20 protein-coding genes and 1 pseudogene are annotated in these 22382 nt (G+C 37.4%); 4 read left to right on the forward strand and 17 right to left on the reverse strand.

Going from position 1 to position 22382, the window contains the following annotated elements:
* Nucleotides 1-9: 9 nt before the first annotated feature.
* From V4P57_RS04125 to topA, 7 genes and pseudogenes are all read right to left on the reverse strand, one after another.
* Nucleotides 10-501: an Lrp/AsnC family transcriptional regulator gene (locus V4P57_RS04125; protein WP_455466832.1), complete on the reverse strand. Its 492-nt coding sequence runs from the start codon at nt 499-501 to the stop codon at nt 10-12.
* Between the two features lie 20 nt (nt 502-521).
* Nucleotides 522-1154, reverse strand: a pseudogene (locus tag V4P57_RS04130) (uracil-DNA glycosylase family protein).
* Nucleotides 1155-1202: 48 nt separating this feature from the next.
* On the reverse strand, nt 1203-1766 hold the full coding sequence (locus V4P57_RS04135) for a thermonuclease family protein (RefSeq protein WP_455466833.1): 564 nt from the start codon (nt 1764-1766) through the stop codon (nt 1203-1205).
* 363 nt (nt 1767-2129) lie between these two features.
* On the reverse strand, nt 2130-2297 hold the full coding sequence (gene rpmG / locus V4P57_RS04140; RefSeq protein ID WP_005865506.1) for a 50S ribosomal protein L33: 168 nt from the start codon (nt 2295-2297) through the stop codon (nt 2130-2132).
* 116 nt (nt 2298-2413) lie between these two features.
* A complete protein-coding gene (locus tag V4P57_RS04145; RefSeq protein WP_455466834.1) occupies nt 2414-2644 on the reverse strand; it encodes a hypothetical protein in 231 nt (76 codons plus the stop codon).
* 1176 nt (nt 2645-3820) lie between these two features.
* Nucleotides 3821-6109, reverse strand: a complete 2289-nt coding sequence (rnr, locus tag V4P57_RS04150) for a ribonuclease R (protein ID WP_455466835.1) — start codon at nt 6107-6109, stop codon at nt 3821-3823.
* A 3-nt stretch (nt 6110-6112) separates the two neighbouring features.
* Nucleotides 6113-8674 (reverse strand): type I DNA topoisomerase, encoded by a 2562-nt coding sequence (gene topA, locus V4P57_RS04155; RefSeq protein WP_455466836.1) that lies wholly within the window; start codon nt 8672-8674, stop codon nt 6113-6115.
* Nucleotides 8675-8938: 264 nt separating this feature from the next.
* Here topA and V4P57_RS04160 point away from each other — a divergent pair, with 264 nt between their 5' ends.
* Complete coding sequence (locus V4P57_RS04160) at nt 8939-9145, forward strand: hypothetical protein (protein ID WP_455466837.1); 207 nt, start codon at nt 8939-8941, stop codon at nt 9143-9145.
* Here V4P57_RS04160 and dprA read toward each other — a convergent pair.
* From dprA to V4P57_RS04180, 4 genes are read right to left on the reverse strand one after another with little or no spacing between them, the layout of a single operon-like run.
* The gene (gene dprA / locus V4P57_RS04165; RefSeq protein WP_455466838.1) at nt 9075-10313 is read right to left on the reverse strand and encodes a DNA-processing protein DprA; all 1239 of its coding nucleotides are present in this window, start codon (nt 10311-10313) and stop codon (nt 9075-9077) included. The two genes, V4P57_RS04160 and dprA, sit on opposite strands and share 71 nt — an antisense overlap.
* A complete protein-coding gene (gene plsY / locus V4P57_RS04170) occupies nt 10270-10902 on the reverse strand; it encodes a glycerol-3-phosphate 1-O-acyltransferase PlsY (protein WP_455466839.1) in 633 nt (210 codons plus the stop codon). The genes dprA and plsY overlap by 44 nt, the downstream gene beginning before the upstream one ends.
* 17 nt (nt 10903-10919) lie before the next feature.
* Nucleotides 10920-12215, reverse strand: a complete 1296-nt coding sequence (locus V4P57_RS04175; RefSeq protein ID WP_455466840.1) for a dihydroorotase — start codon at nt 12213-12215, stop codon at nt 10920-10922.
* Nucleotides 12212-13177: an aspartate carbamoyltransferase catalytic subunit gene (locus V4P57_RS04180; protein ID WP_455466841.1), complete on the reverse strand. Its 966-nt coding sequence runs from the start codon at nt 13175-13177 to the stop codon at nt 12212-12214. The genes V4P57_RS04175 and V4P57_RS04180 overlap by 4 nt, the downstream gene beginning before the upstream one ends.
* A 126-nt stretch (nt 13178-13303) precedes the next feature.
* Here V4P57_RS04180 and V4P57_RS04185 point away from each other — a divergent pair, with 126 nt between their 5' ends.
* Entirely contained in the window at nt 13304-14932 is a 1629-nt protein-coding gene (locus V4P57_RS04185) for an acyl-CoA dehydrogenase family protein (protein WP_455466842.1), read from the forward strand.
* Here the strand turns inward: V4P57_RS04185 and ruvX are convergent.
* Complete coding sequence (gene ruvX / locus V4P57_RS04190; protein ID WP_455466843.1) at nt 14917-15396, reverse strand: Holliday junction resolvase RuvX; 480 nt, start codon at nt 15394-15396, stop codon at nt 14917-14919. The genes V4P57_RS04185 and ruvX overlap by 16 nt on opposite strands.
* Nucleotides 15397-15512: 116 nt before the next feature.
* Between ruvX and gatC the strand changes: the two genes are divergently transcribed.
* Together gatC and gatA are read left to right on the forward strand one after the other, a co-directional pair.
* Nucleotides 15513-15800 (forward strand): Asp-tRNA(Asn)/Glu-tRNA(Gln) amidotransferase subunit GatC, encoded by a 288-nt coding sequence (gene gatC / locus V4P57_RS04195; RefSeq protein ID WP_455466844.1) that lies wholly within the window; start codon nt 15513-15515, stop codon nt 15798-15800.
* 31 nt (nt 15801-15831) lie between these two features.
* Nucleotides 15832-17316, forward strand: a complete 1485-nt coding sequence (gatA, locus tag V4P57_RS04200) for an Asp-tRNA(Asn)/Glu-tRNA(Gln) amidotransferase subunit GatA (RefSeq protein WP_455466845.1) — start codon at nt 15832-15834, stop codon at nt 17314-17316.
* A gap of 105 nt (nt 17317-17421) precedes the next feature.
* Here the strand turns inward: gatA and V4P57_RS04205 are convergent, their stop codons facing one another.
* The 5 genes from V4P57_RS04205 to V4P57_RS04225 form a co-directional block, all read right to left on the reverse strand.
* Complete coding sequence (locus tag V4P57_RS04205) at nt 17422-18132, reverse strand: ABC transporter ATP-binding protein (protein ID WP_455466846.1); 711 nt, start codon at nt 18130-18132, stop codon at nt 17422-17424.
* On the reverse strand, nt 18119-18901 hold the full coding sequence (locus V4P57_RS04210) for an ABC transporter ATP-binding protein (RefSeq protein ID WP_455466847.1): 783 nt from the start codon (nt 18899-18901) through the stop codon (nt 18119-18121). Before V4P57_RS04210 ends, V4P57_RS04205 begins: the two co-directional genes overlap by 14 nt.
* Complete coding sequence (locus V4P57_RS04215; protein WP_455466848.1) at nt 18898-19956, reverse strand: branched-chain amino acid ABC transporter permease; 1059 nt, start codon at nt 19954-19956, stop codon at nt 18898-18900. Before V4P57_RS04215 ends, V4P57_RS04210 begins: the two co-directional genes overlap by 4 nt.
* A complete protein-coding gene (locus V4P57_RS04220; RefSeq protein WP_455466849.1) occupies nt 19956-21032 on the reverse strand; it encodes a branched-chain amino acid ABC transporter permease in 1077 nt (358 codons plus the stop codon). Before V4P57_RS04220 ends, V4P57_RS04215 begins: the two co-directional genes overlap by 1 nt.
* Before the next feature lie 121 nt (nt 21033-21153).
* The gene (locus tag V4P57_RS04225; protein ID WP_455466850.1) at nt 21154-22287 is read right to left on the reverse strand and encodes an ABC transporter substrate-binding protein; all 1134 of its coding nucleotides are present in this window, start codon (nt 22285-22287) and stop codon (nt 21154-21156) included.
* Nucleotides 22288-22382 lie beyond the last annotated feature (95 nt).

The following is a 22382-nucleotide window of genomic DNA, read 5'->3' on the forward strand; positions in this document are numbered from 1 at the left end:
AAAAAGCTTTTAAGAACTTTGTTCGCTGGTTTTTTCTTGCAATTTTATATAGTTGAGTGGAAGTTCTGTTGTATATTTAATCTGTTCCATTGCAAAAGAAGATGAGACGTCATGAATGTCAATTTTAGAAATTAATTTCTTATAAAAAAGATCATAGGATTCAATATCGGGAATAACAACACGCAATAAATAGTCAATATCTCCACTCATGCGATAAAATTCAATGACTTCACGAAATTCTCGCACAATTTTTGCAAAACGCTTAAACCATTCATGGCTATGTGTGTTTGTACGAATGGAAACAAAAACAGTAACGTGTGCATTTACTTTTTCTGGAGAAAGAACAGCGACACGACGCTGAATAACGCCATCCTCTTCAAGTCTTTGAATCCTGCGCCAGCAAGGAGTGGTTGAAAGTCCAACTCTTTTTGCAATATCAGCAACAGAGAGTGTTGCATTTTCTTGCAAAAGATGTAGAATTTTTCTGTCAAGACGATCCATGTTTTTTCTCAATATTCAGTTTATAAAAATTCACGTATTAAACTACGCAGACACACAACAAGCTCATCATTAAACCATGGATTTTTTTGTAACCAAGAAGTGTTTCGCCATGAGGGATGAGGCAAAGGCATGACATTATAACCCCGAGGTTGGCATATGAAAAGAATATTTCTCCAATCATGGACGGTTTCTAAAACAATTTTATGCTTTAACTCTGCAATATGCCATTTTTGTGCATAACTTCCAATAGCAAGAACGAGCTTTGTTTGTGGCATCGCTTGAAATATTTTCTCATGCTATATTTCACGACACTCACGTCTGGTGGTAAATCAGATTTATTTTTGTCATAGCTTGGAAAACAAAATCTCATAGAAACAATAGTAAAGAGGGATTTATTATAAAGTTTTTCTTTCGTAACATCGAGTCAATTACGCAATATTTTACCAGAGCGATCATTAAAATGGATAGAAGTTTCATAGACACGCAACCCTGGTGCTTGACCTGCGATTGCAATTAAAGCTGTATTGGATAAATAAATTACGGGTCTTGGCTCATGAGGAAGTGGAGGAAGATAATGTGGCTGTTGGATACAAATACAACAGGAATAAATTTTTTTCAAGTTCGGTAATCTGGCTACAGGGTGGTTGCTTCATTGGCAAATAGGAGATTAAAAAATGTGTTTCAGAAAAAGAATATTTTTCTTATTCTGTTTGAGAATGTGTTCTTCGCCATTCTTTCGGTCGTTGAAAATTTGATTGCCATATTCCTTCTTTTTTCTTTCTGGCTTCTTGTTCTTCTTCAAGGTAATCATAGTAACTTACGGCCCAACCATTACGCACAAGCGATGCGTTGATATTGCTGACTTGTTTTGTTTCACATGTCGCAAGAATACGGCGATATTTGTCTTTTTTGTACCAATGACATGTAACTGGTTGGTTTGCTATGAGTCGTTCTAAATATTTTTTTGCCTCAAGTCCGCATGGATAACGCGCTTGCTTTTTACCACAAAATTGGTGGAGCTCAGGAGCATCAATCCCTAGAAGACGGATCATGACAGAAGAAATCATGATTGAATCGCCATCAACGACCAGTGCATTCCCCTCGATAGAGGTTTTAGAAACAAAAGTTTCCTTTTGAGGGGGAGGATAATTCTTATTAAAATAAACCGTTGTAGCGATGAGAATGGTAGCTGCGACAAGAATACTAAAATTGATGATTTTTAACTTAAAGATTCTTAAATTAAAATGAGAAAACTTCTTTTTCATGAAATAAAAAAACTACCGCTATAATGCATTTGCTTTAGTAATAATCTCCTATAATTTTTACAAAAGACTTTCATTATTTTGATAAAAATATTGTCTCATTCCAAGGAAAAAACTTCGTTACGTTTGATGCATCTTGTGTTTTGTTACATACCAAGATAAACCAAACATCCTGTTATTTTAATCCTTACGATGCAGATAGGAAACTAAAAAATGAACTAACCACCCCATGTCTGTAAAAGCATACAAATTACAGAGATACTATTTTCTTTAGCTAAAAAAATCCCATAAAATAATTCTGAAGAAGCAATAAAACTGCATTTATCTTCTGCTACAGAATCTACCAGTTAAACGGTATAACCTATTTTATTTAATTTTTGTTTCTTTAAATTCGACGTGTTTTTTTATAATTGGGTCATACTTACGTTTGCTCATTTTGTCTGTCATCGTACGGCTATTTTTCTTTGTCACATAGAAAAAACCAGTATCCGCAGTTGACAAAAGCTTGATCTTAATGGTTGCTGCCTTAGCCATAATTTAAGAGTCCTATTCATACTGAAAATTATATCATATTGTTATGAAAATTTATTTCTGATGTAATCATACTTTGCAGCAACACTACGGATGTTCTAAAAAAAGTCAAGAGCTGATTAATTTCTCATTAGTTGTACAAACACCAAAATAATATATAAGCCAAAAAAACAATCCATTGCTGCTGAAAAATCAAATGGTTTAAAGATACCCATGTATTGTCCGATAATGGTTGACCAAATGAGCATACCAATTCCATAACAAAAGATAAAAACAGAATTAGCAGCAGAGAGTTCGTGTCCTTTGAGACGAGCACCTAGGTGTGCAAGCCTGATTGTGTAAAAACTCACAGATACGCCTCTAAGGAGAAAGAAATCAAAAGCCATTAGTTATTTTATCATCCAGGGTATCATAAAAGTTTCAATAAAACCTAAGATAGCACAGACCATAAAGGGATAACGTTGGTCTTTTGCATAATTACTTATAACGCTAATAGGGATTAAGATAAAAATATTACCAAGTGCAAGAGTTGCCATAAAGTGTGCAACTACACTCTCATTATACTCGATGGATAGACTAAAGGGTGTTATAAGGAGTAATTCTCCTATTTGGACAGTATTATAATAAGTACTGCCATCATTGAGCTTAGAATATGGAAAAGATAGGGAAAAAATAAAGTATGTTGGCTTTTTTAAATTCTGGACTTAATTTCCAAGCCACGAGAATTTGGATAGGTGCAAATCCTAATCCTAGTTGTAATGGCATAAATAGAAAGTAACAAACCGCGTTTTTTAGGTGATGCACAATTGTTAATCAAAAACTCCGATAGGATAAATATAACTGTCATAGTAAAATGTAATACAAATCTTAAAATGAACCAAAACCACATTGGTTCAAAAGAATAAAGTCCTGGAAAGCTCAAATACCCTATGGTCATCAAAAGCAATATTGTTTGAAAAACATCTGATTATAAGATGATTCGAGCAGTTAAGATGGCTGCAATAACCGCAGAAATTCTACCAACTGTTCCACTATAGCCAATGGCACTATTTGAAATACCTTTCTCGGTCATAAGAAGTGAAACAAATTATGTTCCTATTCCCAATGCTATTCCAACGGTACCAATAGTCGCGATAGCTGCAATGATGGCACGCAAAAAATGATTTTGAGGGATCAAAACTTTTTTATCATAAGGATGGCTTAATTCTGTTTTTGTTCATTCAACTAATGAAAAGTTGATTTGGAATGAAAAAAATAAAAATCTGTTCAACCTATCCTTTGTAGATTTTCTAATTCATTTCATATAAAGAGTGCTTTCAGATTTTTTATGCGTTTGTTATTGGTCAAAAAAACACGGCTTTATATGCTAAAAAAGTTAATTATATAAATACAAAATAATACAATTACAGCATATTGTAGATCATTTTTTATTTTACAATTATCGTTATCTTTTACTCTTATCATTAATATCTAATTTAAGGAGAGTAAGATAACGATTTGATTTATCTCATAAGTTTTTGAGATTTTTAGTTCATTTTTCTTTTTCCATAAAAAGCATTTTTTCGTTTTTTCATTATAAATTTTCTTTTATGATAGGAGGTGGATGAAAAGGTTATTGGACGAGGTTCTGTTAAGAGATCAAAGCATAAAGCACCAGCAAAAGGCTGCACTGTTACAAGTTTTACCTCTACTCTATCACTTAGTTGATAACCTTTATGACTACGTTTTCCGAGGAGAATATGTTGTATTTCATCGAAATAATAATAATCATTTTTAAGTGTAGAAATAGGCACAAAACCATCTGTATTAAGTTTATCAAGTGAGATAAAAAGACCCGCTTTTGTAACACCAGAAACACGGCCTGTAAAAATACGGCCGATTTTGTTCATTAAATAGTGTGCGACAAGCCTATCAATTGTTTCTCTTTCAGCCATCATTGCACGGCGCTCACATAAAGAAATTTGTGTAGCAATTTCTGTAAGATTTTGTTCCTGTATGTCTGTTAATTGATCATTTCCTAGTTTTAAGGTTTTAATGAGTGCTCGATGAATAATAAGATCAGCATAGCGACGGATCGGAGATGTGAAATGTGTATAGTTATGTAAGTTCAAACCAAAATGGCCTATATTTTTAGGGTTATATTCAGCTTGAGATTGTGTACGCAAAATTACCTGATTGACCAATTCTTGTTGTTCGGTATTCATGACTTTTGCTAAAATGCTATTAAGGCGTGCTGATGTAAGCTCTGCGCCTCGAGAAAGGGATATTCCCAAACTTTGAAGAAAATTTCGCAGTATTTCTTGCTTTGCAGGAGAGGGCTTATCATGGATACGATAAATAAGAGGCTGATGATGTTCTTTCAATGTTTCACAAGCAGAAATATTTGCTTGTACCATAAATTCTTCAATCAAACGATGTGATTCTAGATGTGATTCATTCACAACGTCTTTGATGCATCCATTTTGATCAAGAATAATCTTTTTTTCTGCTGTTTCTAATTCTAGTGGTTGTCTACGATTACGCGCAATTTTTAGACACTCATAAGCTTGCCATAATGGTTGCAAGACACTCTCGATAAGAGAAGCACTTTTTTCATTTATATTTCCCTCAATTGCTAATTGTACTTCTTGATAAGAGAGTTTGGCTCTTACACGCATCATAATTCGATGAAAACTATGTTTTAATTTATTACCGTTTGCATCAAAAATCATACGAACAGCTAAAGCTGGTCTCTCTTTTCCTTCACGCAGAGAACATAAATTATTAGAAATTTTTTCTGGAAGCATTGGCACAACGTGATCAGGAAAATAAATAGAATTTCCCCGTTTTAATGCTTCTTTATCTAAAGCGCTTCCTGCTTTGATATAGTAAGAAACATCTGCAATTGCGATAACAACAATCCAACCACCACGGTTGGTTGGGTCTTTATCCTTTGTTGCATAAACTGCATCATCATGGTCTTTTGCATCTGGTGGATCAATTGTAACAAGTGGCAATTGCCGCCAATCTTCGCGATTTTCTATGTTGGCAGGTTTTATATGTTTTACTTGCTCAAGGACATCTTTAGGAAAAACATAAGGAATTTCTTTTGAAAGAAGAGCAATCATTGAGAGTGTTTTTTCACCTTCAATGTGTCCTAAAACATTTTTTATTTGGGCACTTTTCAATCCATAACCAGTATTTTTTTTAATTTCGACTTCAACAAGATCACCAGATTCTATCTTTATTTTTGAAGATATATCAGAGATATCAATAATGAATTCATTCGTTTTTCGATCTATAGGTTCAAGTCGCCATTGGTCAGTTTTTAATTTTCGTACAACACAAAATGTACTTTTCGGAGATGCATCAATTTTACAGATAACTCGTCCTATATAAGGGGAGATTTGAGAAGTTTTATTTCTAAAAATTTTTACAAGAATATGATCTCCAACACCAATGCTTGCTCCTTTTATGCGATGAAAATAGCGTATTTCAATACTCGGTTTTGGACCATCTTCCCACTCAAGAGGTTGTGCAATAAACTCACCATCTTCATCTCGCCCGCTAATTTTTACTAAAGCAACCGGTGGTAACTTTTCTTTATTAATTGCCCTTTTACGCTGTTTTGATACGAGGTTTTGCCCTTTCAATTCACGCAATATATCTCCTAACCAGATACGAGAATCACCTTTTAAGTTAAAAACTTTGGCAATTTCACGTTTACTTGATCGGTCAGGATTCTCATTAATAAAGGAAAGAATTTCTGCTTTATTAGGCAGCCGTTCCATATTGAATGACTGCAAATATTTTGTTTTCTTTTCACCTGTAGCCAAGGTTTACGTCTCTTTTTTTGGAGAAGAAGCTCTTTTTGAAGTTGTTTTTTTGCCGGATGCTTTAGCTGATATAAGTTCTAATGCTTCTGAAAGTGTTACACTAATTGGATCTTTATCTTTTGGCAATGTTGCATTAATTTTGCCCCAATTAACATACGGACCATAACGTCCATCGCGCACAGTAACTGTTCCACCATCTGGATGATTCCCTAATGTTGCGAGTGCTGCTGGTGTTTTTCTGCTACGCGTTGTTTTATTTTCTTGTTTTTCAGCAAGTACTGTAACAGCACGATTGATACCAATATCAAAAACTTCGTCTGCATGAAGAAGGGGAGCAGATTTGCCATTATGTGTAAGGTAGGGACCATAGCGTCCAATTGTGGCTGTGATTATTTTTCCTGTTTCAGGATGAATGCCAATTTCACGAGGCAAGGATATTAAGGATAAAGCTTTATCAAGAGTTATATTTTCTGCTTTCCATTCTTTTGGTATCCCTGCACGCTTAGCTTCTTTGCTTTCACCAAGTTGAACATAGGAACCAAAACGGCCATTGCGAAGAGAGATATCTTTTCCTGTTTTAGGATCGACACCAAGCACAACAGGTTCATCACTACGCATTACGTCATTCTCTTCTGCTGAGTCCGTTCCAAGTTGGCGTGTATATTTGCATTCGGGATAATTAGAACAGCCAACAAATGCACCGTAACGCCCTAGCTTTAGTGATAATTCACCGTTTTTACAAAGAGGACAAGAACGGACATTACTTCCGTCTTCACGGATAGGAAAAGCGAGAGGTGCTAATGTCACATTTAAAACATCAAGAACATTGGTTATACGGAGTTCTTTGATATTGGTAATAGACGCATTAAATCCATCCCAAAAATCGCGCATTACATCTTTCCAAGAAAGTTTTCCATCTGATATAAGATCCAGTTGTTCTTCGAGATCAGCTGTGAAACCGTATTCTACATAACGATTAAAGAAATTTTCAAGAAAGGCCGTAACAATACGTCCTTTTGCATCAGGAATAAGTTTTCGTTTATCAATTACAATATATCCACGATCACAAAGTGTGGATAATGTAGATGCATAGGTTGAAGGGCGACCAATTCCTAGCTCTTCAAGCTTTTTAATTAAGGAAGCTTCAGAATAGCGAGGAGGTGGTTCTGTGGTATGTTGTACAGCTTCGACTTTTTCTTTTGTAAGCTCTTCACCAGCATTAATTTGCGGCAAACGTGTTGCTTCATTTTCTTCACTATTTTCTTCTTCTCGTTGATCAGTGTAAACAGAAATAAATCCATCAAAACGAATAACAGAACCCGTTGCACGTAAATTTGCGCGGTTTTCTCCTTGCTGTGCTTCAATTTCAACAGTTGTGCGTTCAATCTCAGCAGAACGCATTTGGCTAGCAATAGCGCGCTTCCATATCAATTCATAGAGCTTTGCTTGATCGCTATCGAGAAAATTTCGTACATGATTGGGGATGCGTTGAAAATCGGTTGGACGGATGGCTTCATGCGCTTCCTGTGCGTTTTTTGCTTTTGTTGAATAAAAACGCGGTTTTTCAGGAATATAGTTACTACCAAAGGATTCATGAATCACTTTTCGTGCTGATTCAATGGCTTCTGGTGCTATTTGTACACCATCGGTACGCATATAGGTAATAAGCCCTGCCATTTCACTATTAATTTCAATACCTTCATAAAGTTTTTGAGCAATTTGCATAGTGCGAGAGGCTGAAAAACCTAGTTTTGAAGAGGCCGCTTGCTGTAAAGTGGATGTTGTAAACGGAGGAGAAGGATTTCTCTTTGTTGGCTTTGCTTCAATATTCAATGTACGATATTTTGCTTCCTCTAACATAAGGCAAATTTGATCTGCTTGTTCTTGAGATTGAATATCGAGTTTGCTAATCTTTTTTTGATTAAACATTGTTAATCTTGCTTGGAAATTATCATTTCGGACGGTTTTTAAGTCTGTTGTAATGGACCAATAATCTTCTTTAATAAAATGTTCTATCTCTGATTCTCGATCACAAATAATACGCAAAGCAACGGATTGAACACGACCAGCCGAACGTGCACCAGGAAGTTTACGCCACAAAACAGGTGAGAGTGTAAAACCGACGAGGTAATCAAGGGCACGACGTGCAAGGTAAGCATCTACAAGTGATGTATCAATATCACGCGGATTGTTCATGGCATCAAGCACAGATTTTTTGGTGATAGCATTGAATACAACCCGTTTAATGGGTTTATCTTTTAAAACTTTTTTTTGACGAAGAATATCAAGAATATGCCATGAAATGGCTTCCCCTTCACGATCAGGGTCCGTTGCTAAGATGAGGCTATCGGCTTCTTTGACTGCTTTTGCTATTTCATTCAAACGCTTAGCAGCAGTAGAATCGACGCTCCATTTCATAGAAAAATCTTGATCGGGTAGAACGGAGCCATCTTTTGCAGGCAAATCACGAACATGTCCAAATGATGCTACGACTTTGTATTGAGATCCAAGATATTTATTAATTGTTTTTGCTTTTGCTGGAGATTCAACGATAACGATATTCATAATTTTACCCGAATGTTGAAATGAAAGCCTTTTTATAACTCCTTTTCATACGAATAGCTAATAGCAATTGATTAAGAGCATATAAAAAAATATTAGCCATATAAAAAACATTAATATTGTACAACTTATGATTGTTATTATTAAGATACACCCTATATAAAACTATATAATTTATTTTTCATCATTAATACAGAAACATACGGCAAAATACTAAGATAACATCTATTGAGAAGTAGGAGGATAAATGCTCAAGGATAGAGGATTATGTTTATAAATCATTTAAAAGTTATCCAATATATTACAGATATGTCAGAACAAATGAATCAGATGGCACGCCAAGCGCATAGCCCACTTTTAGCATTGCTTTTGGATATGGCCGCTAAAGAAGGGCAGAGCATTATTAACAGTGCCGAGGCTCTCGGGGAAGATCCAGACTCGACAATGACACATAACCGCCAGAGTGTCGAATAAGCTTCCCAGCAAGCTCGAGTTCTACCAAAAAAAGATAAAGGTTTGAGAGTGAAACGCCTGAATGGGTGCGGAGTGTATCTAAATCAATTGGGGTTGTGGAAAGGGCAGAAAGAACGGCTGCGCGTTCTCTTTCATCTCCAATACAAGAGGAATTGCTGTTTTTTTCATCAGGTACACTTAAACTATCTTTTTCAATTTGTAGAGAGATTGATTTTTCTTCCTCAAAAAAATTGAATTGGGAATGAGTGACTGCTGGAGTTAATGGTGTAAGTGTTTCTATGATGTCAGAAGGATGTGTGGTTAGTAGAGCACCATCCTTAATAAGGTTGTTTGTACCAACGGATCTCGGATCAAGTGGAGAACCAGGAATAGCAAAAGTTAATCGTCCCATTTCTGCAGCTTGACGTGCGGTAATTAAGGATCCTGATCGCAGCGCAGCCTCTACAACCAAGAGGCCAAGTGATAGGCCTGCAATAATGCGGTTTCTTCTCGGGAAATCGATAGCGCGCGGTTTCCAGGAAATGGGCATTTCACTAATAATTGCTCCACCGTTACTAATAATATCTTCGTGGAGTTTTTTGTTTTCAGGAGGATAGATGTGATCAATTCCACCAGCCATTACTGCTACTGTACCTGTTAATAAGCTCGCTTGATGCACAATGCTATCAATTCCACGAGCGAGTCCAGAGATTGTTGTAAAACCAGCATTTCCCAGAAAATGAGCAAATTGAGTAGCGAGTTTTTTGCCAGCTGCGGAGGCATTTCGAGACCCTACAATTCCAACAGAAGGTTTCTGAAAAGCTGCAACATTGCCTTTTATAGTAATAAGGGGCGGTGAAGCTTCTGTCACCTTAAGAAAGGCTGGATAATCCGGTTCTCCTACACCGATAAAGCGAATACCCAGCCTCTCGGCTTTTTGCATTTCCTTTTCTGCTTCTTCTATTGTTGTTATTCGAACAGATGTAGGAAGGCCACCTTTTCTACTAAGCTCAGGAAGTGCTTCTAGAGCAGCTTCTGCTGTTTTATAATGATCAATAAGATTGCGAAAACTCACTGCTCCGATATTTTCACTACGCAACAATCGTAACCAATTTAGACGTTGACGATCAGTAAGCAGGATTCCTTTATTTATCCCCGTTTTGAGTTCCAATTTTATTTTCTTTCCCAACTAATAATCTACCGATATTTGCGTAATGCTTTATATACACAAATATGTTCATCACAATCAGCATAAAGTAGAAATAAGGATCGGAAAAGTAAAAAACAAATATCGCAGTTACAACAACAGCAATGAGTGCGGATAATGAAGAATAGCGTGTGAGTAAAAAAATCGCCATCCACACAACAATGAAAACAATTGCTGCCGGCCAGTAGACCCCTAAACACACACCAAGATAAGTAGCAACGCCTTTGCCACCTTTAAATTTCAACCATATAGGAAAAAGATGTCCCAAAAAGACAAAAAAACCAGCTAGAGAAACAATGATACTGTTTTCTGTTGGGACATTTAAAAATTTTACAATAAGAATAATAACAGTTCCCTTTAACGTATCACAAAGAAGCGTGAGAGCCGCAACTTTTTTATTTCCTGTCCGTAGAACATTTGTAGCTCCGATATTTCCAGAACCAATTGTTCTGACATCGCCAAGTTTTGCTAATCGCGTAAAAAGAAAGCCAAATGGGATTGATCCCATGAGATAGGACATCAGAAAGATAAACCATACACAAAACTGAAAAAGCATTTCACCTTCATTCATTAAAAATCTCATTAAGTTTATTGATCAAGTTTAAAAATTGATTGTCCTTTAACAAAAGTTTGAACAACACGTCCTTGGAAGCGTGCATTCTCAAAAGGTGTATTTTTTGAGCGTGAATATAGCTTCTTTGCAGAAACTACCCATGGCTCCTCAAGATCAACCAAAATAAGGTCTGCATGAACACCTTTTTTGAGTGTACCTGCATCAAGGCCAAAAAGTTTCGCAGGAGCCGTTGACAAAAGTTCCGTTAATCGTAGAAGAGATATAGCTTCATCATGATAAAGGCGTAAAGCGGCACTCAATAAAGTTTCCATACCAATGGCGCCTGCAGCCGCATCATTAAATGGTAAACGTTTTGCATCAAGACTCTGAGGATCATGAGAAGAGACGATAATATCCACTGTTCCATCTTTTATTGCTTCAATCATTGCTATACGATCTTCTTCTGTACGCAATGGAGGCATAAGACGGAAAGAGGTATGATATTCACCAATGTCGTTTTCATTAAGAGATAAGTGATTAATGGATACACCGGCTGAAATCTTCTCGCTACGTTGTTTGCCTATACGAATTGCTTCAGCAGAGAGTGCTGTTGATATTTGTGCGGCATGATAGCGTGTTTGTGTTAATGCAGCTAAGCGCAAATCTCTTTCGAGTGGAATAACCTCTGCTTCGCGAGGGATTCCAGAAAGACCAAGCCAACTCGCTAGCAGTCCCTCATTCATAACACCTTTTCCTATAAGGTCTTTATCTTGTGTCTCATGCATCAATGGAACATCAAAATCACGTGCATAAGTCATTGCGCACCGTATAACAGATGAACTTTGAAGTGTGTTCTTTCCTTCACAAAAGGCGACGGCTCCTGCATCTTTTAACAAGCCAAATTCGGTTATTTCTTGTCCGTTAAAACCTTGAGTGATTGCAGCAACGGGATAAATATTGACCAATGACATTTCTCGTGCTGTATGCGTAATGAATCTAACAAGCGCTACATTATCGATAATTGGGCGCGTATCTGGCATCATAAGGAGAGAAGTAATACCACCTGCTGCTGCAGATTGGCTTGCTGATGCAATTGTTTCACAACGTTCATTGCCTGGTTCTTCAATAAAAACACGGGCATCAACAAGTCCAGGAAGAATTGCTTTGTTTTGTGCATTAATAATTTCAGCTTCTGCGGGGATTCCTTGATTCAGTGCTTCTTTTCCAGCGGCTGTAATCAGCCCATTTTCAACAATAACTGTACCAATTTCATCGATTGTGCGTGAAGGGTCAATAATACGGGCATTTTGAAAAACAATTGGCTTTGTCATTTTTTCTCTCCACTTGCTTTAAGGCGTGAATCCAATAAAGCCTCCATGACAGCCATACGCACAGCAATTCCCATTTCTACTTGTGTATGAATCATACTTTGTGGTCCATCTGCTATATCAGACGCGATTTCTATACCGCGGTTTATTGGGCCAGGATGTAAAATAATACAATCATTTTTGGCATAAGCTAAATTTTCTTTATGTAAGCCAAAATAATGAAAATATTCACGAATGGAGGGAATAAAAGAACTTGCCATACGTTCATGTTGTAAACGTAGCATCATGATGACATCAGCACCTTTAAGACCTTCTTTCATTGTATTAAAAACTTCAACACTCATTTCGGCAATACCCGTGGGTAAGAGGGTGGAAGGAGCAACAGCACGAATCCGAGCTCCCAAAGCGTTAAGACTAAGGATATTGGAACGTGCGACACGCGAGTGTAAGATATCTCCACAGATTGCAACAATTAACCCCTCAATACGGCCTTTTGCTCTTTTAATGGTTAGAGCATCTAATAAAGCCTGTGTTGGATGTTCATGGGCACCATCACCTGCATTAATGACACAACAATCCACTTGTTGCGCTAACAAAGCAGCTGCTCCGGCGCAACTATGGCGAATAACGAGTATATCTGGTTTCATTGCATTGAGGGTTGTGGCTGTATCAATTAATGTTTCCCCTTTTTTTACAGATGAGTTGCCAATAGCTATACTCATCACGTTTGCTCCTAACCGTTTGCCGGCTAATTCAAAAGAGGATTGTGTGCGTGTGGAAGATTCGAAGAAAAGATTAATTTGAGTACACCCACATAATGTAGATGTTGTTTTATCAATTTTTTTAGAGAGGTTAGCATTTGCATCTGCTCGATCAAGCAAGATAGTAAGGTCTTGTACATTCAAACCTTTAATACCTAAAAGATGTTGGTGGGGAAAAAGGGGAAAAAAAGTATTTTGAGTCATAGCATTCTTTTCTATCTCTCTCTAAACAGGTTAAACAAGTGTTTGTTCGAATATAATAAATGTTTTTTAACTGCAAAACGACAAATAGTCTATGATATGAATGATTTGAATAATAGGAATATGCCTATGGGTGCTGTATCTGGGCAAAATGCCCGCAAAAAAAATGCGTTTCTCAGTGATACGCTTATGTTTCGTATTGCTTCTACTTTGCCTAAATTTTTATTAGCAAGTTTTGAAGAAATAGGAGATTTTGTAGCGAGTCGTGGAGCATGGGAGCTTTCCTTGTTGGCGAATCGTTATCGACCTGTATTGCGGTATAACGATGAATGGGGACAGCCAATAGAACAATTAGAGATACATTCCTCTTATCAAGCTCTTCAACAATATTCTAGACAAGCTGGTTTGGTCACTTCGCTTTGGGAAAATACTTCCTCAGAAAACGGGGTGCGTTATCAAGCGCGTGCTATTCGCTTGGCTTTATCTGCTAGCTTAGAAACAGGGCATTTGAATGAGGTTATTATAACAAGTGCAGCTATTGCAGTCTTAATTGGTGATGTTGAGCTTTTTAGAAAATGGCAAGATGTACTCTTATCACGCCAATATGATTTATCGTCCAAGCCTTTTAATAGCAAAAAAGCAGCTTCGCTTACCTGTGCTTTTGATGATGTTGAACAATGTGGAAAATACTCTTTCAATTTTCCAAGTGTTAAGAAGATTTCTTTTGATGAAAAAATAGGGCGTGATCTGTATCGTTTAAATATTGTAAAAACCAATGTTATTAATCCTATAGTGGATGGATATCTTGTTAGTGCAGACTTAGATGGTCATTTAAGCTGCTTTTTAGTCCCACGTGTACAAGAAAATGGTGCATTAAATGGCACGATATCGATTCGTCATTTACTGCAGCGTTCCGGAGAATCTTTAACCCCAGAGGGTGTTGTTGATTTTCAAGGTAGTTATGGTTGGCTTTTGGGTAAGGTGGGAGAGGGAGTTAAAGTCATTAAGGATATCGAAACAATGATGCGTTTTGATCAATCTATCGTATCGGCAGGTGTTATGCGGGCTGCACTTCAATTCGGTATAGATTTTTTTCGACAAAAAATGCCAGATCAGCCTTTACCACCACTGACAGAACGTATTTTTGCAGATATTGCACTGGATATTGCTGCTGCACAAGCATTGGTTTTACGTTTAGCGCGAGCATTTGATAATGCTGCAAATGATCGCTCTGAAGCAGCTTTTGCACGGATTATGACACCTATTATTGCTTATCACGTGAGCCAATTAGTCATACCTATTATTGGCGAGATTATTGCACAGGTCGGTATTGAGAGTTTTGTAGAGGGCAATCCATTATCGCAAATGTTGTGTAATGCTCCTGCACGGATTGTGAGAAATGGTTCTGCTAATCAATTGGTAAAGGATGCAATTCTGATAGCTAAAAGAGCACCAGGATTATTTCAGAAGTTGTTAGAAAAAATTGCTGCTAATATTGGACCAGCCGGACCACGGGCAATTGAGATTATTAAGTCTGCTGTAGAAATGGCATCGGCAAATGAGGGGGCAGGTAGATTTTTTGTTGAACAAGTAGCATATGCAGCTGCAGCTGCATCATTATGTTCTATAGATATAGAGCATGTAGCAAATGCTTATATGGAAAGTCGCCTTGGGGGACAATGGAGATCTTCCTATGGGATGCTAGTTGCACGATATAATGCAGGACATCTGTTAAATGTTCTTTATCCTTCTATATGACAAAGGTTTTGGATTCTGTTGAGAGCGCCTTGCAATATGAAGGCAGCGGCGGCAGAATCAATTCGTGTTTTTCTTTTAGTGCGCGATACATCCATTTCTAGAAGAGAGCGTTCTGCAGCAATTGTTGATAAACGTTCGTCCCAAAAAACAAATGGAATTTCTGTATGTGTTTCCATATTCCTGACAAAAGCTCTGGTTGCTTGAACGCGAGGGCCGATTCTTCCATTCATATTAAGAGGTAAGCCAATGATAGCAATTCCAACGTTTTCACGATCAAAAATTTTTATAAGTTTGTGAGCATCTTCCATAAATTTTTTTCGTTGAAGTACAGGACGCGGATTTGAAAAAGCTAGCCCCATATCAGAAACTGCAATTCCGATAGTTTTTGTGCCCAAATCTAAACCTGCTATTACTTGCCCAGGCAAAAGATTCGACATAACTTCATTTATGTTAATAATAGTCATATGGTTTATAATTTAAGTCTTTTGGTGTTTCAGGTTATCAATATTCTTGCGCTTGTAAACGCAGCCTTGTATAGCCAATACACAAATGTAAAAATAAAAAGCAGAAAGGCATAAGTATGTCTGTTGATCAAGAAACAGTCAAGCGGGTAGCGCATTTAGCGCGTATTGCTGTCCATGACGACGAAGCAGAACGTATGACAAAAGAACTCAATGTCATTTTAGGTTTTGTGAAACAATTAGATGAAGTCGATGTCAGGAGTGTTGAACCATTAACATCAGTGATGCCGATGGCTTTACGAATGCGTGAAGATAGTGTCACAGATGGTGATATAGCGGCGGATATCGTAGCAAATGCGCCTGTTACGGAAGAAAATTTCTTTCTTGTTTCAAAAGTCGTTGAGTAATTTTTTGTATTTTAAAAACTTGAGAACCAATATGACCAATTTAACAACTTTTACAATTGCACAAGCTCGTGATGCTCTCATAAAGAAAGAATTCAAAGCCACTGAATTAACGGAGGCTTATTTAAAAGCGATCGAATTGGCTAATCCAACTTTGAATGCTTATGTAGCAATAACAGCAGAGCAAGCACGAAAAATGGCTGCTAAATCAGATAGCCGATTGGTTAGAGGGGAGGGAGGGATTTTAGAAGGAATTCCACTAGGAATTAAAGACCTTTTTGCGACATACGGTGTTCATACGCAAGCCTGTTCACATATCCTTGATGGTTTTAAACCGCATTATGAATCAACTGTAACGGCTAATTTATGGCAAGATGGAGCCGTTATGTTAGGTAAGCTTAATATGGATGAGTTTGCTATGGGGTCCTCCAATGAAACATCATATTATGGTCCAGTTATAAATCCATGGCGAAAAAATGGTTCTAATGAAAAATTGGTGCCTGGTGGTTCTTCAGGTGGCTCTGCAGCCGCTGTTGCAGCGCGGATTTGTGCTGGTGCAACAGCAACAGATACAGGCGGTTCAATACGCCAGCCAGCAGCATTCACTGGGACGGTAGGAATTAAACCAACTTATGGACGGTGTTCACGGTGGGGAACAATCGCTTTTGCTTCATCACTTGATCAAGCTGGGCCTATCGGGCGAGATGTTCGCGATTGTGCTATTTTGCTTAAATCAATGGCTTCTTTTGATGAAAAAGATTCTACTTCTGTTGATTTGCCGGTGCCTGATTATGAAAGATATCTTGGTCGATCAATCAAAGGAATGAAAATTGGTATTCCAAAAGAGTACCATATGGAAGGAATGTCTTCTGAAATTATTGAGCTTTGGCAAAAAGGAATGGATTGGTTAAAAGAAGCGGGTGCTGAAATAAGCGATATTTCATTACCCCATACAAAATATGCTTTGCCTGCTTACTATATCGTCGCTCCTGCAGAAGTATCTTCTAATTTGGCACGTTATGATGGTGTCCGTTTTGGTCTCCGTATGCCAGGAAAAGACGTTATTGAAATGTATGAAAATACCCGTTCAGCTGGTTTTGGTGATGAAGTCAAAAGGCGTATTTTGATTGGTACTTATGTTCTCTCATCAGGTTATTATGATGCTTATTATTTAAGAGCCCAAAAAGTACGAACATTGGTAAAGCGTGATTTTGATCAATGTTTTGCTTCCGGCATTGATGCTATCCTCACACCTGCAACACCAACACCCGCTTTTGGCATTGCTGATGAAAAAATAAAAAATGATACTGTGGCAATGTATCTCAATGATATTTTTACCGTGCCAGTTAATATGGCTGGTTTACCAGGCATCTCTGTTCCTGCAGGTCTCTCATCGAATGGTTTACCACTAGGATTACAATTGATTGGTAAGCCTTTTGCTGAGGAAATTATTTTTCAGATAGCGCACATTATAGAACAGGCAGCAGGCGTATTCAGCGCAGAAAAATGGTGGGAATAAAAAGCTCAGGATTTTATGAAAAGAGCCTTATAAAAAAGCATCGCTCTTAAACTAGAGAGATATTTTGGGAGAGAATACTATTGGTTTTTTAACGCTATGTGTTTTTCATCCACCAAGATATGCTTCTTTAACACGGGGATCAAAAAGCATAGTTTTGCCTTCACCGTGAAATAAAACATGTCCTACCTCTAGAATATAAGCATAGTCAGCAATAGAAAGTGCTGCAAATGCATTTTGCTCAATAAGAAGGATGGTTTTTCCCATATCGTTAATTTTTCGGATAATTGAAAAAAGTTCCTTTACAAGAAGTGGTGCTAAACCCAGAGAGGGTTCGTCTAATATTACCATGTCAGGATTACTCATGAGTGCACGGCCCACAGCAAGCATTTGTTGCTCACCACCAGACATCGTTCCTCCCAATTGTTTTGCTCTTTCACGTAGGCGTGGAAAGAGATCAAATACCCATTCAATATCACGAGCAATTCCTAGCCTATCATGGCGAATATAAGCACCTAGGTGTAGATTCTCTAAAACAGTGAGATGAGGCATAATGCGTCGTCCTTCAGGACTTAGGGCAATACCCAATCGCAAAATTTTTTCTGGGGATTTTTTAATAATTGATTCATTTTTATACGTGATTTCTCCATACACGTATCGGTTAAGTCCTGTAATAGAGCGTACAATGCTGCTTTTTCCTGCTCCATTGGCACCGATTAAAGTTACTATACTTCCCTTTTTTATAGACATAGAAAGGTTTTGGATAGCTTTAATGGCACCATAATGAACGTGAAGATTTTTGATTTTAAGAATATCCATAAACATCTCCGCCAAGATAGGCTTCAATAACTTTAGGGTTGTTACGAATTTCATCTGGTGTGCCATTGGCAATACAACAGCCGTATTCCATTACCCAAATATATTGACAAAGCCCCATAACAACTTTCATATCGTGTTCTATAAGCAGAACTGTAAGATCAAAGTCTTTCTGTACTTTTGCTATAAATTTTTTAAGGTCTTCACTTTCCTGTGGATTCATACCAGCAGCAGGTTCATCAAGAAGCAGTAATTTAGGCTTTGTTGCTAGAGCGCGCGCAATTTCTAGACGTCTTTGCACACCATATGGCAGAGTTATTGCAGATTGATTGGCAAGATGATCAAGTTGTAGCCGTTTAAGAAGTTCCATTGAATTTTTATGGACTTCTCTTTCCTCTTTTATTGCTTTTGGCAAAAACAGAGCGGAAGCAAACCATGGACATTTTTGTCGGACATGAGCCCCCACCATAACATTTTGCAAGACCGTTAACCCAGAAAAAAGACGAATATTTTGAAATGTTCGTGCAATATGGCGCCTGCAGATAATATAAGGAGGTGCTCCAGAAACTTTTTTCTCATCAAAAAGAATTGTTCCACTTGTGGGAGCATAAAATCCGGAAATCATGTTAAAAACAGTTGTTTTTCCAGCTCCATTCGGACCAATTAATCCAGTAATTGTTCCTCGTTTGATTACCATATTAATGTTATTTACAGCAACCAAACCGCCAAAACGCATTACGATATTATTGAGTGAAAGGATGGTGTCGCTCATGATTTTCCCTCAGTATTAGAGAAATTCTTGCGTGCCAAAAATCTATAAATGCCATTCCATGAGAATTCACGTTGTCCCAACAATCCTTTTCTCCAAAATAAGATAATTACCAGCAACAAAAGAGAAAAAACGACCATACGAAGCCCTGGTGTTTCTGGAATATGTAAAAAACCTAAGTCAAAAGGACTTTCAATAATGCGGAGCCATTCAAGCATGACTGTAATAATAATACTCCCAATAATGCTCCCTGTAATTGAACCAAGACCACCAGCAACAACAATCATCAAAATATTAAATGTTAGGAGAAAATTAAACATTTTGGGATCGATAGTTGAAATAAGAGCAGCCATCAATGCTCCTCCTATACCTGCAAAAAATGCACCAACAGTAAAGGAAAAGCTCCGGTAGAAAAAAGCGTTAACCCCCATTGTTTTCGCCGCGATTTCATCATCACAAATAGCACGCAATACATTACCAGTATTGCTTCGTAGTAAGAGAATAATAAAGGTAACCGTAAATGCCAACCAACCATAGTTCCACCATAATGTTGCATTTTGCGGTATTCCCTTAATTCCCAAAGAGCCATTTGTTAAGAATGTAGTATTTGTAATGACAATCCGAATAATTTCTGCAAAGCCTAATGTTGCAATTCCAAGATAGTCGCCACCAAGACGCAATATAGGAAGAGCAATCAATAAACCCACAACTGCAGCGCACAGACCACTTACAACAACAGCAACAAAAAAAGGTAATTGTAGATGAAGCAACGGTTCAGCTATAGGTTCGAGAATCCACATCATTTCTTTTTGTTCAGGGGAAAGAAGTAAAATTGCACATACATAAGCACCGATGGCCATGAAGCCAGCATGGCCTAGAGAAAACATACCAGTAAAACCATAAATCAAATTAAGCGAAATTGCCAATATCGCATTAATGGCAATAAGATTGATGATACGAAGTGTATAGTCATTAAAATGATTATCAGCATAAAACAAAAAACTAATAAGAAGCAAAATACTGATACAGGACAGAAAAGTTGTAGCTGATTTTGCCATTAGATTTTCTCCTGACTTTTTTTGCCCATTAATCCAGTGGGCATTACCAATAAAATCAGAATCAATAAAATAAAAGCGAAGGCATCTCTGTATCCAGATAGCGTAGGAAAGAATGCGATAATCATAATTTCAATAAACCCTAATAATAATCCACCTAACATTGCTCCTGGAATTGAGCCAATACCTCCGATAACGGCAGCGATAAATGCTTTGAGTCCTGGAAGAACTCCCATATAAGGTTGAATTTGAGGGTAGCGCAGAGACCACATGATGCCTGCAATAGCGGCAAGTGCTGATCCTATCCCAAATGTGAATGCAATGACTTTATTGACAGATACACCCATCAAACGAGTCGTTTCGATATCGTGTGAGATTGCACGCATAGCAAGACCAGGTTTTGTTCTATGGATAATCCACAGCAGTAACACAATAAGAAGAAATGAAATAGTGGGAACGATCAGAGACATGGGAGCAATTCTAATGATTCCCTCTGAGTTTTGTCCCACATGCCACAGAATCGGCTTTACAAGAAAATCTGGTTGTTTCACTCCTTTGGGGATACCGCTAAAAAGTACAGTAGCGAGATTTTCAATAAAAAAGGAAACTCCTATTGCACCAATAAGCGCTGAAATACGCGGAGCATGACGCAGAGGCTTATAAGCGAATTGATCAACAGTAATGCCCACTGCACTTGTGATAAAAATTGAAAAACAGATAGCTAAGATCCAAATAGGTGCAAAATCTTGTGGAGCAATTTTAAAATAATAAATTAACCCTAGAATAAGGATAGAAAAGACAGCGATCCAATAAATTGGAGGGCGTTTTTTAAACCCTATAAACACCGAATAATAAATGAAAACTGCTAACAGCAAAAGGAGAAGTGCAGCCCAAGCAGGCATAAAGCTAATTGTGGAAAAGAAAACAAAATATGCTCCCAACATAAAGATGTCACCGTGAGCAAAATTAATGAGTCTCAGTATACCATAGACCATGGTGTAACCAATAGCGATAAGCCCATAAAGAGATCCCAATGCCAGTGCATTAAAAAAATATTGGATGAACATTTCAGTGCTCATCTCTTGTCCTTCCACATTTGTTAATTCACATAGGATAAAATAAAAAACTCTCAGATTTAGTTGAAAAAAATCCCCAACCAATTATTGTATTTTTATTAGCATTAGCAAAATTTCTGACTTTTCAAAAAGCAGGTTTAACTTCATCTAAATAGACACGTTTCCCATCTTTTATTTCAATTATACCAATAGGAATTTTGGGATTATGATTTTCATCCATAGACATATCACCAAAGGGTGTTTGAAAACCCTTTAATTTGCTAAGTTCTATCGTGATCTTTTCACGATCAGCACTGCCAGCATTTTCAATAGCTTTCATGAACATCATATAACTCGTGTATCCCAAAACAGAATTGATATTTGGCTCTTTATCAGGATAAGCTGCTCTCCATTCATTTGTAAATTCTTGCGCAGCTGCTGACATATTCGGCATGTTTTCACTATAGGGAAGTGTTGTATGTAAGAAGCCTTCTGAAGCTTTTCCGGCAATTGTAACAGTTTCTGGATTATCCATAGCATCTCCACCCATAATTTGAAACTTTGCACCTAGCTCGCGCGCTTGTTTCATGATAATGGCACCTTCAGAAAAGTAGGATGGAATAAACAAGATGTCAGGTTTTTGTGCTATAATCTGTGTTAGAACAGCTGAAAAATCCTGATCTCCGGAATTATAGTTTAAATTTGAGATAACTTCACCACCTAATTTTTTGAAAGCACGCGTAAAATAACTCGCAAGGCCAATTGCGTAGTCGCTTGATATATCTTTGAGTATAGCTGCCTTTTTTGCCTGTAAAGTTTGACTTACATAAGTTGCAATCCCTATACCTTGATAAGAATCAATAAAGCAAGCGCGAAAATAGTATTTTTTACCCTGTGTAATAAGCGGATTCGTTGAGGAAGTCGCAATAGCTGGAGTCTTTGCTTTTTCCGATATCTCCCCACCAGCCAACGATAGCGAAGAGCCATAACTACCTATAATTCCACTAACATTTTCACTCGCAGTTAAACGCATAACAGCATTGGCAGCTTCTACTTTATCAGATTTATTATCAATAACAATAAGCTCTACTTTACGTCCCAATATTTCTGGGATTTTTTTATGTGCCAACTGTATGCCTCTAATTTCAAGCTGACCTCCAAATGCATTTTGACCACTTAACGGAAGGTAAACACCAATTTTAATAGGTTCACTCGCATAGACATTTGCTACAAGTGCCATGATAGCTACAAGGCTAGTAAGGATTTTTTTCAATTGCATTGCGCACTTTCCTTAATATTAATTGTAATTTTTATACCTTATCTTGAACTTCTTTATCATGCAAGCTACACATTCATGCATGAAAATATTTGTGT

The organism is Bartonella sp. B39 (genome assembly GCF_053795145.1).

Excerpts from the sequence above, each read along its gene's own strand:
- V4P57_RS04180 (WP_455466841.1), bottom strand. The coding sequence starts at position 13,177 with ATGACTCAAAATACTTTTTTTCCCCTTTTTCCCCACCAACATCTTTTA.
- gatA (WP_455466845.1), top strand. The coding sequence starts at position 15,832 with ATGACCAATTTAACAACTTTTACAATTGCACAAGCTCGTGATGCTCTC.
- V4P57_RS04215 (WP_455466848.1), bottom strand. The coding sequence starts at position 19,956 with ATGGCAAAATCAGCTACAACTTTTCTGTCCTGTATCAGTATTTTGCTT.
- V4P57_RS04225 (WP_455466850.1), bottom strand. The coding sequence starts at position 22,287 with ATGCAATTGAAAAAAATCCTTACTAGCCTTGTAGCTATCATGGCACTT.
- V4P57_RS04210 (WP_455466847.1), bottom strand. The coding sequence starts at position 18,901 with ATGAGCGACACCATCCTTTCACTCAATAATATCGTAATGCGTTTTGGC.
- V4P57_RS04185 (WP_455466842.1), top strand. The coding sequence starts at position 13,304 with ATGGGTGCTGTATCTGGGCAAAATGCCCGCAAAAAAAATGCGTTTCTC.
- V4P57_RS04160 (WP_455466837.1), top strand. The coding sequence starts at position 8,939 with ATGTTTATAAATCATTTAAAAGTTATCCAATATATTACAGATATGTCA.
- rpmG (WP_005865506.1), bottom strand. The coding sequence starts at position 2,297 with ATGGCTAAGGCAGCAACCATTAAGATCAAGCTTTTGTCAACTGCGGAT.
- ruvX (WP_455466843.1), bottom strand. The coding sequence starts at position 15,396 with ATGACTATTATTAACATAAATGAAGTTATGTCGAATCTTTTGCCTGGG.
- V4P57_RS04205 (WP_455466846.1), bottom strand. The coding sequence starts at position 18,132 with ATGGATATTCTTAAAATCAAAAATCTTCACGTTCATTATGGTGCCATT.
- topA (WP_455466836.1), bottom strand. The coding sequence starts at position 8,674 with ATGAATATCGTTATCGTTGAATCTCCAGCAAAAGCAAAAACAATTAAT.
- plsY (WP_455466839.1), bottom strand. The coding sequence starts at position 10,902 with ATGAATGAAGGTGAAATGCTTTTTCAGTTTTGTGTATGGTTTATCTTT.
- gatC (WP_455466844.1), top strand. The coding sequence starts at position 15,513 with ATGTCTGTTGATCAAGAAACAGTCAAGCGGGTAGCGCATTTAGCGCGT.
- V4P57_RS04135 (WP_455466833.1), bottom strand. The coding sequence starts at position 1,766 with ATGAAAAAGAAGTTTTCTCATTTTAATTTAAGAATCTTTAAGTTAAAA.
- V4P57_RS04220 (WP_455466849.1), bottom strand. The coding sequence starts at position 21,032 with ATGAGCACTGAAATGTTCATCCAATATTTTTTTAATGCACTGGCATTG.
- V4P57_RS04125 (WP_455466832.1), bottom strand. The coding sequence starts at position 501 with ATGGATCGTCTTGACAGAAAAATTCTACATCTTTTGCAAGAAAATGCA.
- V4P57_RS04175 (WP_455466840.1), bottom strand. The coding sequence starts at position 12,215 with ATGACAAAGCCAATTGTTTTTCAAAATGCCCGTATTATTGACCCTTCA.